This is a genomic window from Paenibacillus sp. FSL R5-0908 (assembly GCF_038006245.1).
Lineage (GTDB): Bacteria > Bacillota > Bacilli > Paenibacillales > Paenibacillaceae > Paenibacillus_AQ > Paenibacillus_AQ odorifer.
This window is the reverse complement of sequence record NZ_JBBOUV010000001.1, coordinates 4,074,668-4,088,864: the sequence shown is the minus strand read 5'-3', so window position 1 is coordinate 4,088,864 and position 14,197 is coordinate 4,074,668. Positions and strand designations below refer to the sequence as shown.

12 protein-coding genes are annotated in these 14,197 nt (G+C 44.6%); 9 read left to right on the top strand and 3 right to left on the bottom strand.

Going from position 1 to position 14,197, the window contains the following annotated elements:
- Positions 1–14: 14 nt before the first annotated feature.
- The 5 genes from MKZ09_RS18455 (at position 15) to MKZ09_RS18435 (ending at position 7,696) form a co-directional block, all read left to right on the top strand.
- Positions 15–1,334: an ATP-binding protein gene (locus MKZ09_RS18455; protein ID WP_076126647.1), complete on the top strand. Its 1,320-nt coding sequence runs from the start codon at positions 15–17 to the stop codon at positions 1,332–1,334.
- The gene (locus MKZ09_RS18450) at positions 1,331–3,529 is read left to right on the top strand and encodes a DEAD/DEAH box helicase (protein WP_076201122.1); all 2,199 of its coding nucleotides are present in this window, start codon (positions 1,331–1,333) and stop codon (positions 3,527–3,529) included. The genes MKZ09_RS18455 and MKZ09_RS18450 overlap by 4 nt, the downstream gene beginning before the upstream one ends.
- Positions 3,530–3,701: 172 nt before the next feature.
- Positions 3,702–5,372, top strand: coding sequence for a spore germination protein (locus MKZ09_RS18445; protein WP_076133420.1), 1,671 nt, complete (start codon positions 3,702–3,704; stop codon positions 5,370–5,372).
- A gap of 37 nt (positions 5,373–5,409) precedes the next feature.
- A complete protein-coding gene (locus MKZ09_RS18440) occupies positions 5,410–6,513 on the top strand; it encodes a GerAB/ArcD/ProY family transporter (protein ID WP_076201125.1) in 1,104 nt (367 codons plus the stop codon).
- Complete coding sequence (locus tag MKZ09_RS18435; RefSeq protein ID WP_076132983.1) at positions 6,506–7,696, top strand: Ger(x)C family spore germination protein; 1,191 nt, start codon at positions 6,506–6,508, stop codon at positions 7,694–7,696. The genes MKZ09_RS18440 and MKZ09_RS18435 overlap by 8 nt, the downstream gene beginning before the upstream one ends.
- Positions 7,697–7,771: 75 nt before the next feature.
- On the opposite strand, the gene MKZ09_RS18430 is transcribed toward MKZ09_RS18435, so the two are convergent.
- Both MKZ09_RS18430 and MKZ09_RS18425 read right to left on the bottom strand, forming a co-directional pair.
- Positions 7,772–8,080 (bottom strand): DUF4190 domain-containing protein, encoded by a 309-nt coding sequence (locus MKZ09_RS18430; RefSeq protein ID WP_036676925.1) that lies wholly within the window; start codon positions 8,078–8,080, stop codon positions 7,772–7,774.
- 24 nt (positions 8,081–8,104) lie between these two features.
- Entirely contained in the window at positions 8,105–8,884 is a 780-nt protein-coding gene (locus MKZ09_RS18425; protein WP_076201127.1) for a GNAT family N-acetyltransferase, read from the bottom strand.
- 188 nt (positions 8,885–9,072) lie between these two features.
- On the opposite strand from MKZ09_RS18425, the gene MKZ09_RS18420 reads away from it, so the two are divergent.
- Positions 9,073–10,293 carry an MFS transporter gene (locus MKZ09_RS18420; RefSeq protein ID WP_076132987.1) on the top strand — a complete coding sequence of 407 codons (1,221 nt, stop codon included), beginning with the start codon at positions 9,073–9,075 and terminating at the stop codon, positions 10,291–10,293.
- A gap of 39 nt (positions 10,294–10,332) precedes the next feature.
- Positions 10,333–10,863, top strand: coding sequence for a GrpB family protein (locus tag MKZ09_RS18415; RefSeq protein ID WP_370511151.1), 531 nt, complete (start codon positions 10,333–10,335; stop codon positions 10,861–10,863).
- A 10-nt stretch (positions 10,864–10,873) separates the two neighbouring features.
- On the opposite strand, the gene MKZ09_RS18410 is transcribed toward MKZ09_RS18415, so the two are convergent.
- Positions 10,874–11,737 (bottom strand): AraC family transcriptional regulator, encoded by an 864-nt coding sequence (locus MKZ09_RS18410; protein WP_076132989.1) that lies wholly within the window; start codon positions 11,735–11,737, stop codon positions 10,874–10,876.
- 257 nt (positions 11,738–11,994) lie between these two features.
- On the opposite strand from MKZ09_RS18410, the gene MKZ09_RS18405 reads away from it, so the two are divergent.
- Complete coding sequence (locus MKZ09_RS18405; protein WP_076132990.1) at positions 11,995–13,293, top strand: alpha-glucosidase/alpha-galactosidase; 1,299 nt, start codon at positions 11,995–11,997, stop codon at positions 13,291–13,293.
- 180 nt (positions 13,294–13,473) lie between these two features.
- Positions 13,474–14,151, top strand: a complete 678-nt coding sequence (locus tag MKZ09_RS18400) for a M99 family carboxypeptidase catalytic domain-containing protein (RefSeq protein WP_076132992.1) — start codon at positions 13,474–13,476, stop codon at positions 14,149–14,151.
- The last annotated feature ends 46 nt before the right edge of the window (positions 14,152–14,197 follow it).

Here is a 14,197-nt window from a genome sequence, read left to right as displayed (position 1 = left end):
GAGGTGAACTTTGGATGAGTGAATTAAAAATACCTAAACGAATGACAACTGCGCTAGTCAATTCGTTGACGGCTGGTGTTGTTCCGCGTATCGGACTAGAGCATATAGCCGTTGGCCGTCGGCCGGAGATTGAAGCCATATTAAGAGATATGGAGAACATTGCAGAGGGTGGGGCAGCTTTTAAGCTGATTACAGGCAAATTCGGCAGCGGCAAAAGCTTTCTGCTTCAGATGATCCGTAATTACGCGATGGATCGTGATTTTGTAGTAGCAGATGCTGACCTGTCCCCTGAGCGTAGGTTAGTAGGAACTAAAGGACAAGGTCTAGCGACTTACCGGGAGCTAATGAGCCATTTATCGACCCGCACACGTCCAGATGGTGGAGCGTTGGAGATCATCCTGCAGAAATGGATTATTACGCTACAGCAGTCCGTGATGCAGGAGAAGGAATATGGGCCTGATCACCCTCAGCTTGGTGAAGAAGTAGAGAAGCGAATTTACGCTGTAGCCTCTGAAATGCGTGGTTTGGTACATGGTTTTGATTTTGCTAAAGTACTCGCCTCTTATTGGAATGCACACAAGCTGGCCGATGATGACCAGAAACAGGATTCGCTTCGCTGGTTGCGTGGAGAATTTGCAACTCGGACAGAAGCCCGCAAAGCGCTTGGAGTTGGCGTGATTATTGATGATGATAATTGGTATGACTATATGAAGCTTTGGGCGGAATTTACCGCGGCTATTGGCTATAAAGGTCTGCTGCTGTTTATTGATGAAGGTGTCAATCTTTATAAAATTACGAACAGTATTTCCCGCCAGAGCAACTATGAAAAGCTGCTTACCATGTTCAATGATACGATGCAGGGGAAGGCAGAGAACCTTGGGATTTTTATAGGGGGAACTCCGCAATTTGTGGAAGATGGACGGCGTGGATTATTTAGTTATGAGGCACTGCGATCGAGATTGGTTGCTGGCCGGTACGGGGCGGCGGGTCTGAATAATTATACTGGACCTATCATTGCACTGGACATGTTATCACACGAGGAAATTCTGGTATTGCTCCAAAAGCTTAAAGAGATTCACGCCCTACATTATGGTTATGAAGCCCGTTTATCACAGGAACAATTGGTTCATTTTATGGAGGAAGCGGTTGGAAGATTAGGGGCTGAAGAACTCTTGACTCCACGGGAGGTAGTTCGTGATTTCATGGATCTGCTGCATACACTCCACCAGCATCCGGAGATTACTTTTGAACAGCTAGTGGGCGAAAAAACGGCTAAGCCAGCTGAGACTGAGCAAAATGAACTGGATGGGTTCCTGGCGGAGTTTGAATTATGAGTGATAATCCGTTCTATAGGCTGGCACCCTTCATTAAAGAGTTTATTTATAAGAACCGCTGGGAGACTTTGCGTGAGGCACAGGTGGATGCCTGCCGGGTGCTTTTTGACACCCCGCATCATCTGCTGATTGCCTCAGGTACCGCTTCAGGTAAGACAGAGGCAGCTTTTTTTCCTGCGCTTACTGAACTGTATGAACGTCCTTCCGGTTCGGTTGGCATTTTGTATATCGCCCCTCTGAAAGCTTTGATCAACGATCAATTTACACGTTTGAATGATTTGCTTCGTGAAGGCAACATTCCAGTGTGGCACTGGCATGGAGATGTACCACAAGCCGATAAAACAAAACTGGTGCAGAATCCTTCAGGCGTGCTGCAAATCACCCCTGAATCGCTTGAAGGATTGTTGATGAACCGCCCGAATGCTATTCCAGCGTTGTTCCATGATCTACGTTTTATTGTCATTGACGAGGTGCATGCCTTTATGGGAGCTGACCGGGGGATTCAGGTGTTAAGCCAGCTGGCGAGAATCTCACGTATGGCGGGATGCTATCCTCGCAGAATCGGACTATCAGCTACGCTGAGTGACTACGCTTCTGTCACAGAGTGGCTGGCGGCGGGCACGCGGGAGAGCGTTGAAGTGTCCGCTCCACAAGGCGGGCGTAAGCTCCGTTTAAGTGTGGAGCATTTCTCTTTCCCGGATGCGCGGGATGAGGTGCAGGCGGAGCATTTAGAACGTGCGAAGCAGTCTTATTACGATTTCATTTATGATCATACGCATCTGAAGAAGGCGTTGATCTTCACCAACAGCCGCTCAGATGCGGAGACGGCGACCCTAGAGATGCGGAGAACGGCCGCGAAGCGTGGTGAACGGGATGTGTTTCACGTTCACCATGGCAGCATCTCCGCGATGCTGCGTGAAGAGACGGAAGCCGCGCTGCGGCAAGGCACCGGACCGGCTGTTGCCGCAGCGACATTGACGCTGGAGCTGGGCATTGATCTGGGCGAGCTGGAGCGAGTGCTACAGATCGGCGCTCCCTATAGCTGCGCAAGCTTTGTGCAGCGGTTAGGCCGCTCGGGCAGGCGTGGAGACGCTGCATCCGAGATGATCTTTGTCACGCCCGAGGAAGAGGACGAGGAAGCTCAGCTTCCGGCGCGGATGCCTTGGACACTGCTTCGAGCGATAGCGGTTATTGAGCTATATGTGCGCGAGAAATGGGTGGAACCCCTGGTCGTGCGTCAGCTGCCAGTTGGACTGCTGTACCATCAGACGATGAGCATTTTGAAAAGTATGGGCGAGGCCGAACCGGATGATTTAAAAGAAGCGGTTCTGAGTTTGCCTTCGTTTAAAACCATAGATCCTACTGATTATGATATTTTCATGACCTATATGTTAGGCATGGGACAAATTGAGAAGATGGACGAAGGCAGCTTGATCATCGGGATGGCGGGAGAGAAGATCGTGAATAACTTCCGCTTCTACGCGGTCTTCAAAGATGATGAAGAGCATGTCGTCTATAACGGAACTGAGGAAATCGGATCGATCACAACGGTTCCACCACCAGGCTACTGTTTTACTCTGGCAGGTAAGCTTTGGAAGGTAGAAGAGGTAGATAATCGCCATAAAGCCGTTTATGTGAAAACTTCACGCGGCAAAGTAGATACGTTGTGGCTTGGTGCGGGTGGGGATGTACATACACGCATCATGACCAAAATCCATGAAATCTTAGGAGCCACTTCATTGTATCCTTATTTAGCTCCGAGTGCGGCTGCGCGGCTCGAACGAGCTCGTCGTTTAGCGAAGGAAAGCGGAATGCTTGTGCGGTCCGTTATGCCGGCAGGTGGAGATTCCATGTTCATTCTGCCCTGGGCGGGCAGTCGGCAATTCCGTACGTTGGAGCGCCTTTTGAAGAACAACCTAAAGAGCCCTCTGGGACTGCGTTCTATCGTTCCGATGGAACCTTATTATATGGTCGTTGCTGGTAAAACAGATGCAGAAACGCTGGAAGCAGAGATCATTGCTGAAAGTATGGCTGCCACAGATCCATTATCATTGTTATCCCCAGATGAAGCACCCTATCTCGGAAAATACGATGAGTTCATCCCGCATGAGCTGCTGCGTAGAGCTTTTTCCTTGGATGGATTAGATGTTCCGGGTCTGATTGAAGTTTTAAAGCAGTGGCAGCAACCTAATTAACCTTAAGCAGTACCCATTGAAAATACTCTAAATTGCAGACGTCCGCTTATGCGGGCGTTTTGTTATGTCCGGACCAATGCTGATGTATGAACTTTCCTTAAGTTTCAAATGTTGCATAAGAATAGGGTGAAAGGAGAATAGTACTAACAGATTCCTATAGAGGATGATTGCGATGTGGCCTAAAATAGTCTCTTATATTCCGGACTGGACAATTTTTATGCAGGCGGCGATTACGCTGCTCTTTCCCGTAGGGATTTTTTATCTTTACAGGCATTTGTATTTTTATGTTGGAAGCGGACGCTCCAAGGAAACAGAGGCCAAATCACAGGATGCGGAACTGAAGAAGAATGACAATCGGGAAGTAAATCCGCAGCCTCCTGTATCTACTGCTTTTACCCAGGACTATGATGCCGATCTGACAGCGATAAAAACGGCATTGGGGGAGAACAGTGATGTACATTTTCGTGAATTCTCAGTTAAAGGCATTCAGGCACGTGCCGCATTGGTCTATGTAGAGGGGATGCAGCACGAAGAACTGATTAATCAGCAGGTGCTGCAGAATCTGATGTTTGCCGGCGAAACGCAGGCTTCAGAAGGAATATACAACTACTTGAAACAGAATATGCTCCCGTTAGCTCAGCTTAGTGAAGCCAAGGATTTAGACCAACTGCAGGAGTTTGTCCTATTCGGATACACTGCGCTGATTGTCGAAGGCATGCGAGAGATGTTGCTGGTAGGTTCTCCGCATGGATCCGTGCGTTCGATTACTGAGCCGACCTCGGAGGCTTTACTGCGTGGGCCTCGGATTGGCTTTACAGAGGTGCTTAGTGAGAATACCTCTATGCTGCGGCGCCAAGGGCTTAATAAGAATCTGGAAATGAAAATGGTTGAAGTAGGCAGCGAAATCAAGAAGAACCTGGTTATCGCTTATATGAAAAACATTGTAAATCCTGATCTGCTCCAGGAAGTGAAGGAACGTATCTCCAAAATTGATATGGACTTTATTCTGGAATCCGGCTATGTGGAACAGTTGATCGAGGATGATTATTTAAGCCCGTTTCAGCAGACACAGAATACGGAAAGACCCGATCGGGTAATTGCTTCCTTGTTAGAGGGAAGAGTCGCTATTTTGCTGGATGGCACACCTTTTGCACTCGTTGTTCCAGTGACGTTCAGTATGCTTTTGCAGTCTCCTGAGGATTATTATGAGCGCTGGATTCCGGGTACACTTTTGCGGATACTCCGGTTTTGCGCATCATTTCTGGCTCTGTTGGCTCCGGCGCTGTATATTTCCTTTATCTCTTTTCATCCGGGACTGATTCCTACACAACTGGCGATCTCCATTATCGAAACACGCCAAGGTGTACCCTTTCCTGCATTAATTGAAGTGTTGATTCTGGAAATTTCCATTGAAATCTTGCGTGAAGCTGGGATCCGGCTGCCGAAGCCCATAGGTCCGGCAATGGGGATTGTCGGAGGTCTGATCATTGGAGATGCCGCGGTACAGGCTGGTATTGTGAGTCCTTTTCTTGTAATTGTTGTAGCTGTGACAGCGATCTCTTCGTTTTCCATACCGATGTACAGTGCGGGGATTACTCTCCGGATCTTACGATTCGCAGGCATGTTATTTGCGGCGGTCCTGGGTATGTTCGGAACCATCCTTTTCTTCCTGCTTATTTGCAGTCATCTGACTCGGCTTTCAAGCTTTGGAGTTCCTTACGTCACCCCTATTTCCCCTTTCCGGTTAAGTGACTGGAAAGATTTGTTCGTTCGTGCACCGTTATCGATCATGAAGCGAAGACCGGAGATGCTGAAGACCCAGAAGAAAAAGCGCAGGTCCTAGAGAATGTATTCTTAGCAGGAGCAGAGGGGAGACCACAGTGTTTAAACGAACTGATGACAAGATCACAACCTCGCAGGCTTCCATAATCTTGACCAATTCAATGCTAGGTGCGGGAATTTTGACTTTGCCAAGAAATGTTGTTAAGGCTGTGCAGACTCCCGATGCCTGGATTTCAGTAGTGCTGGGAGGTATCATCGTATCTTTGGTGATATTAGTTATGGTGAAACTTAGCCAGCAATTTCCAGGAAAGACTGTCTTTCAGTATTCTAAAAGAATTGTTGGGAATCTTCCAGGCAGTATAATGAGTACAATATTGATTCTGTACTTTATTGTGATAGCGGGTTTCGAAATTCGCGTTCTGGCGGAAGTAACGTTGTTTTTTCTTCTGGAAGGGACACCGATCTGGGCGATTGTGATGCCGTTCATCTGGGTGGGCACTTATTTGGTGTATGGCGGGATTAATTCCATGGCCCGCGTATTTCAGATTGTATTTCCGATCAGTATTTTTATCCTGATTATTTGTTACATCTTAAGTACCAGAATATTTGATATCCAGCATTTACGTCCTTTTCTGAGTGAAGGTATGATGCCGGTGGTCCGTGGAATGAAGTCAAGCATCCTGATCTTTACCGGTTGTGAGGTTGTGATGACAATGACGGCCTTTATGGAGCATCCACAGCAAGCAGTCAAGGGAATGTTGGTTGGTTTATGCATACCATTTGTATTATATTTGGTTACTGTTGTAATGGTTATCGGCGGCTTATCTATTAATTCTGTAATCTCAAGCACCTGGCCGACGATAGATTTGGTACGGAGCTTTGAAATTTCAGGGTTCTTTTTTGAACGATTTGAATTTCCGTTACTGGTTATCTGGCTGATGCAGATGTTCTGTAATTTTTGCAGCTTTTTCTTTAATGCTTCACTCGGAATCTCCCAGGTGTTCCACCTAAAGATCCATCCGGTTATGTTCGCTTTAATGCCCATCATCTTCATCTGCACGATGATCCCTCAACGCATCAATGATGTCTTCAGTCTTGGTGATACGATTGGCTATATGGGTGTGTTGATCTTTATTTTGCTGCCAATGTTATTGTCGATTGTATTAATCATTAGGAAGAAAGGACTCAAGCAGAATGTTTAGACAACGGGTTATACACTTACTGTTGGTATTCGTAATTCTGCTTACGCAGTCTGGCTGCTGGAGCAGTAAGGAGATTGAAGACCTGAGTGTTTATACGGGACTAGCACTTGACAAGGGGGAGCCGAAAGGAGTCGAACGGGAATTTGAGGAACTTGGAGGAAGCTATTTAAAGAAAAATAAATTGACGGCTACGGTACAAATTGTACCTGAAAATGTAATCGGAAACTCTGGCAAAGAAGGCGAAACACCTAAAACTCATTATAATAATATTTCTGAGACAGGGGATTCTCTGCTTGAGATATTTCGCCAAATCTCGATACGTAAGAACCGTCCGATTATAGGCCATCACCTCAAGGTTGTTGTCATATCCGAGAAACTGGTGCAACAGGTGAAGATCAGACGTCTAATGGACTTTTTACTGCGAGATAATGATATCCGCCCTAGCTGTCTTATATTTCTAAGCCAAGGTCCTGCGTCTGACACGCTTAACACATCCTCGGAGGAGATTCCTTCCTTTCGTCTGGCAGACATGATTCATAACCACTTTAGAACCAGTAAAGTTATGAAGGGCATAACATTGTCGAATCTGGATGCGCTGATGTACTCCAAGCAAAGCTTTGTATTACAGAACGTTGTGGAGGCGCAAGGTGAGGTGGAATTTTCCGGAGCAGGTATTATCAAGGGAGATACAGGACAATGGATTGGCAATATTGATCAACAGGATGTGGAGAGTATTGCCTGGATCAAAGGGGATATTAAAGGCGGAAGCATTAAGGCTTATAATCAGTCGAACGAAGCGATTACTTATGAAATTAAATCAGTTAAGAGCAAGATTACGCTAAAGGAGACTGCTGACGAGAAGTTCTCTATTCATGTAGCCATTGAGTCTGATGGCCGTCTTATTGAGAATTGGGATGATAATGAACATTCCGCGGAAGTTGCCTATTTCAAAGAATTGGAGAAGATATTCGAGGAAAGATTAACCGAAAAAATCAATGCTCTTATTCACAAAATGCATTCGACCTACAAAGTGGATATAGCAGGGTTCGGAAATTGGTTCAGCATAGAAAAACCGCAGGTTTGGAAAAAGATCAAGGATCATTGGGACGAGGAATTTATTCGGATGCCATTGACCTTTGATGTAAAGCTTAAAATCACCGATTTTGGTTCCACGACTGAATGAAGGGTTCACTTGATAGCGTGTTAACTCGAAAAGGATCTCAGCAGCCAATGATGGCTATTGAGATCCTTTTCGTGGTTAGTAAGTAGAAGCTGCAAAAACAAACACAACGACGAATAATATAATAATTGCGTACATCAGCGTGCCCACAATTCCACATACCAGACCTGCAATCGCTAGGCCTTTGCCTTGTTCATAACGATTACGGATTTCCTTCAGCGATAAGGCGGATAGAATAATCGCAATAATTCCTAACAGAAAGCCAATATAAGGTACAACAATGGAGAGGATTCCCAAGACAAAACCAGCGATTGATTTGCCATTCGTCGGTGCCGGAGGGGGTGGAGGCTGATAATAGTTCAAATTGTCGTTTGGTGGATAGCTCATTAAAATCACCTCCAATAGAAAATGTTATTGAATGTAGTTAATCCAGTGCTCTAGCTGCACACAAGGGACAAGTCCAATAGATTCAGCTAGACGAATGGAAGCTTGATTTCTTTCAAGGACGTGATAGCGTGGAATAAAGCCTCGTTCTAACGTTGCATGTATGGCTGTGCGAACTACCTTTTTCGCGTATCCGTATCTTTGAAATGCTTCTAAAGTATGTACAGCGCCGATTTCCCAAATCTGCTCTTCATTTCGGAACGCTAGGCAGGTACTAACTGGATTGTCGCCCTGAAAGATTGAAACGGAAAACGCTCCTTTTTGGAAATATTCCTCAATTTCTTCCTTATTGTAATGGTTAGCAGCCCAAAGTGGAAGTAGCCGTTCATCAAATGAATGGTTGATTGCCACCTCTTTGTCCTTACTATACCTTAATCCTTCAGCTGTGCTGTAAGAGAAAAACCCCCGAGCTTTTTCTAAAGAAAAATGTGCAGACAGTGCCTCTTGGTACTTCACATCCTGTAGTTTAAAAACAAGCTTTGCCTGTGTTGGGAGCAGTGGTAATAAAGCTGGAAATATATCGGGGCAGCTGTAATCCAAAAATACGATGTAATCCGCTTGAGGATATACCCTATGATCATATGCGTATGCTGTGGCTGGAAGAAGTAATACAATACCCCACTGATCACCTTGCTCAACTAGATGTGTTTCCATGACTTCGTGGAAAGAGTTTAACATTTTTAACAAGCTTACATTTTTTAAGGGATTCGTTTGTAATTTGTTTATGATTCGTTCGTTCTGGTGCACGTCCATCCACTCCTAGCTCAGATTTATATATTTTACTATAAATTGTACTTATGTAGATATTTATATTTTTTCCTTTACTAATCATTAAGCTATTGAAGAAGGAAGGTTGACATTGACTGTTATAATATATTAGGGAAAATAAAGCTCGCTGTTTGAAGCAGCATACGTGAACGGAGGCACATAATTTCATGACACAATCTATCACAGGCGCTGCTGTTCGTGTAGGAGAAGGTCTATCTAAGCAATTCATCTTAATTCTAGCCATTGCATCAGGACTAAGTGTGGCAAATATGTATTATAATCAGCCGCTCCTGGCTGAGATAGGACGCACATTTAATGCATCCTCTAACGCAGTGGGATATGTATCGATGCTTACTCAAATCGGATACGCGCTGGGAATGTTATTTTTTGTTCCACTAGGTGACATTCGTGAACGCAGAACACTGATATCAGGACTTCTTATTGCTGTATCACTGTCACTAATTGGTTTCGCTACCGCACAAAACCTCACTTGGATGTATATCGCCAGCTTTGCTATCGGCATAACAACGGTGGTGCCGCAGGTCATCATTCCTCTCTCGGCTGAGTTGGCTTTACCGGAGGAGCGGGGGAAGGTTATAGGCACAGTAATGAGCGGATTGTTTTTTGGTATTTTGCTAGCAAGAACAATATCCGGAATTATAGGGGATATGTTCGGCTGGAGGGCGATGTACTGGATTGCCGCAGTAGTCATGTTATTGCTATCCCTTATTCTTTATCGGTTAATTCCGGCAACGAAACCAGACAATAATTCTTCGTACTCCGATCTGCTGAAATCAATGGGGCAACTGATTCGCAGATATTCGACGCTTCGTGAGTCATCTTTAATTGGGGCTTGCATGTTTGGCGGCTTCAGTGTGTTCTGGACTTCTCTAGCTTTCTTTCTGGAAGGAGAACCTTATCACTACAGTAGCTCTATTACAGGATTGTTTGGTCTTATTGGAGTAGCAGGTGCTGCTGGTGCTCCATTTATCGGGAGGTTAGCAGACAGAATTGCTCCCAAAAAGATTGTAGGAATCCTACTGTTAATTACATTAATTGCTTACGGATTTTTTGGTTTAGCCGGATTTACGATCTGGAGTTTGATTGCAGGAGTTATTATTCTGGATCTTGGGGTACAGGGGTCACAGGTCAGTAACCAAACACGGATATATGCACTTGAACCAGCGGCTCGCAGTCGTATTAATACTGTTTTTATGGTCAGCACTTTTACAGGTGGAGCGATTGGATCCACACTGGGAAGTTTTGCATGGCAGCATTGGGGTTGGAGTGGTGTCTGCTTAATGGGGGGAACGCTAGTTATAGCCGCTCTATGCATATGGATAGTTTATAGAGTGATCGAGAAAGAGGATATACCGGAGATTAGCTAGAAACGTATTACAGTACCTTTTATTATCCCCGGGAGGTGTTTGATCATCGCTGAGAAGACGAAAGTTATAGAGGTTGTCCCGTATAACCCAGAGTGGAAGGCAGAATTCAATAGATTAAAAGAACAGCTCTTATCTTATGTCGGAGATCTTATTATTTCTATCGAGCATGTGGGCAGTACTTCCATTGAAGGGCTAGCTGCTAAACCTATCATCGACCTTGATCTTGTGATGGACAGCTACGATGTACTCCCACAAATCATAGAACGTTTACAACAGTATGGATATGAACACCAAGGGAACTTGGGAATAGAGGGAAGAGAAGCGTTTCAAAGACTTCAGGCTGATGGATTTATGAAATATCATCTGTATGTATGCCCTAAGGATGGAAAAGGCTACTTGGAGCATATCGCTTTCAGAGACTATCTGCGATCGAATACAGCAGCGCGTCAAGCCTATGCAGAGGTCAAACAGCACCTGGCAGCACAACATCGTGATGACATTGACGCTTATTGTGAAGGAAAGACAATGTTTGTTAGTTCAATTTTATCTAAAGCCATGAAAGAAACGTAAGAAAAATCAATCACTTGCCATTTCGAAGATGATTTCGAAATTCACTGGGAGACATGCCGCTCCACTTACGGAACTGCTTGGAGAAGTATAACGCGTCATTGAAACCGACCGAAGACGAGATCTGGTCGATGGTCAGCGTTCCTCCTAGCAGTTTTTTTGCGTTATCCATCCGTACCTTTAATAAATATTGTTTGGGAGACATGCCGATCTTTTGTTTAAAGACTTTAGAGAGGTGCGCTCTATGATAGCCTAGAGACGATGCCATATGGTCGATACTGATCTGTTGATGAAACTGCAGAGAAATCCAACGGATCGCTTGATCGATCTGGCGGTCGATAACATCCGGTAATTCTATCGATTGAGAGGGAAGCGAACTTATGTTCGCAACACCGAATTTGTGCACTAGCAGCCGCAGCCAACCCGAAGCTTCTAAGCTCTCCAGTCGAGGATAAGCAGATTGCTGAAAGGATAAACGAATATGTTCATATATTTTATGTATCTCTATTAGGTTATTTAAGTGGATTATTGGCTTGTCCCTTGTAATTCCCACTTCGTGTAGTAGCTGTTCAACCGCTTCCCCTTGTAAGGCCACCCATACATATGTCCACGGACGATCCATGTCTGCCTGATAGCTAAATAACGCACCCGGAAAAATTACAAAGGTATCCCCCTTACTACATCCCTGCGAATTACTGCCACTTTGAAAAACACCTTCACCATCAATTACTGTATGAATGAGATAGTAATCATGCACAGAGGGGCCCATTTTATGGCCAGGAACAGGCTTGCCTTCTCCGCTGAATAATACAGATAGGTCATGATCATCGGGAGCCAGATTAAACCCTGCTGTAAAATGATAATGCTCTGAAGCCATTCACTTAGGACCTCCCCAAGATTGCTTTTATAATACATTTAGATTATAGGATTGAATATACAAATGCAACAAACGTCCATATATCTCTTGTATTTCTCCATACTCATTGGGACCGCTCTCATTTATAGTGATTAGTGAAGAGAGCAGACGGTGATGATCCGACATCCTAGTGTTTATAAGGGAATTATAGTTTACTCTATTCCATAAAACTGCGATGTTAACACCGTTCACCTCACCTATAAGGAGGAATATTTCACATGTCTAAAATTACATTTATCGGAGCGGGCAGCACCGTATTTGCCAAAAACGTGTTGGGAGATTGTATGAGAACGCCAGCCCTGCAAGGGTTTGAACTTGCCCTGTATGATATTGATCTACAACGCCTTAAAGATTCCGAGAATATGCTAAATAATATAAAAGAGAGCAGCGGCAGCACTTGTGTTGTGAAATCCTATACGGATCGTAAAGAAGCTTTGCGTGGAGCTAAATATGTCATTAATGCAATCCAAGTGGGAGGTTACGATCCTTGCACCATCACAGATTTTGAAATTCCGAAGAAATATGGCTTGCGGCAAACGATTGCGGATACGGTTGGCATAGGTGGGATATTCCGTAACCTGCGTACTATTCCAGTGATGCTGGACTTTGCTGCAGATGTACGGGAGGTTTGTCCGGACGCACTCTTTATGAACTATACGAATCCTATGGCAGTTCTGACCAATGTGATGAATACCTATGGCGGTGTAAAGACGGTGGGATTATGTCATAGTGTGCAGCATTGTATTCCGGGCTTGTTCGAGCATCTGGGTATGGATCAGACAGGTGTTCAGGCTAAGATCGCTGGGATTAACCATATGGCTTGGTTATTAGAGGTTACTAAAGACGGCGAGGATTTGTATCCGGAAATTAAACGCCGTGCCGCTGAGAAGCAACAAGAACATCACGGAGACATGGTCCGTTATGAAATGATGCTTAAATTCGGTTACTACATTACGGAATCTTCGGAACATAACGCAGAGTATCATCCTTATTTTATCAAACGTAATTACCCTGAGCTTATCGAACGGTTTCAAATTCCACTTGACGAGTATCCACGCCGCTGTGTAGATCAAATTGAACGTTGGCAACAAATGCGTGAAGAATTGGTTAATAACAAAGAACTTAAACATGAACGTTCGCATGAATATGCGTCTTATATCATGGAAGCCATCGAAACTAATGTGCCTTTCAAAATAGGTGGCAATGTTATGAACACAGGTCTTATCACCAATTTGCCAAAAGAAGCATGTGTAGAGGTCCCTTGTTTAGTAGATAGAAGCGGAGTAACTCCGACCTACGTGGGAGATCTGCCTCCACAGTGCGCCGCACTGAATCGTACAAACATTAATACACAATTGTTAACGATCGAAGCAGCGATTACCCATAAGAAAGAACATATCTATCACGCCGCAATGCTCGATCCACATACAGCAGCTGAATTGTCGATGGATGACATTACAAATATGTGCGACGAGCTGATCACAGCCCATGGAGACTGGCTCCCGGCGTATAAATAAATTAATTAGTTAGGACTAAGGAAGCCTGAAAAATCAGGCTTTTTTTGATTGTATTTCTACGAGAAACGAATGTTATCTTTAAAAAAGACAACGTCGTTTCTTCTTGCTTATCTGTCTAGGACAACTGGGGGACATCGGAATACACATATATGGATTATCTAAATGTGGAGGTGATCCTATATGATCGTTGAAAGCTATACCTTAGCATCGTCCACAGCTTATGCTACCCCTTATTATGTGATTAGAGGTGAGCTTCCTGGTCCTGTCTTTATGGTGGTGTCGGGGATACATGGGAATGAGACAGGAAGTATTCGTGCCGCACAGATCATTGTAGAACGTTTTAATCAGAGAAGGTTGTATATACACCGGGGCACGATCATTGTAGTACCTCTAATGAATCAAAAAGCTTACCGCAAACGGATCAGAGGTGTACCCGATTTAAATCGCACCTTTCCACGTTCTAACAAAACAGCGGCAAAACATCCATTAGCTTCAGCTTTGCTACAGCTAGTAGTAAGATATCGTCCCACCTGGTTTCTGGATCTTCATGAAGCAAATGGGTTGTCACAAAAAAATCCGAAGCGACTTGGCCAGTCGATCATCGTCACTCCGGGAAGCCGAGGAATAGGTACAGCAAAACGTGTCATCAAAGGCATTAATCGTACGATTCCCAAAACCGCTTATCATTTTAATATCCGTTTACGGGAGCGCCCCGGCTCCTCAAGGGCAGCCGTTACCCGTATATTAGGGGCTAAAGCATTTACTGTGGAAACCTGCTGGAGCCTTGATCGTGACCTACGGATTCGCTATCAGATAGATATTGTTAGCCGTTTTTTAAAAAGTGCTGGATTATTGTGATGGAGAAAATATCTGATAACTGTGTAAGCTGGTTCTTAGATCCTAG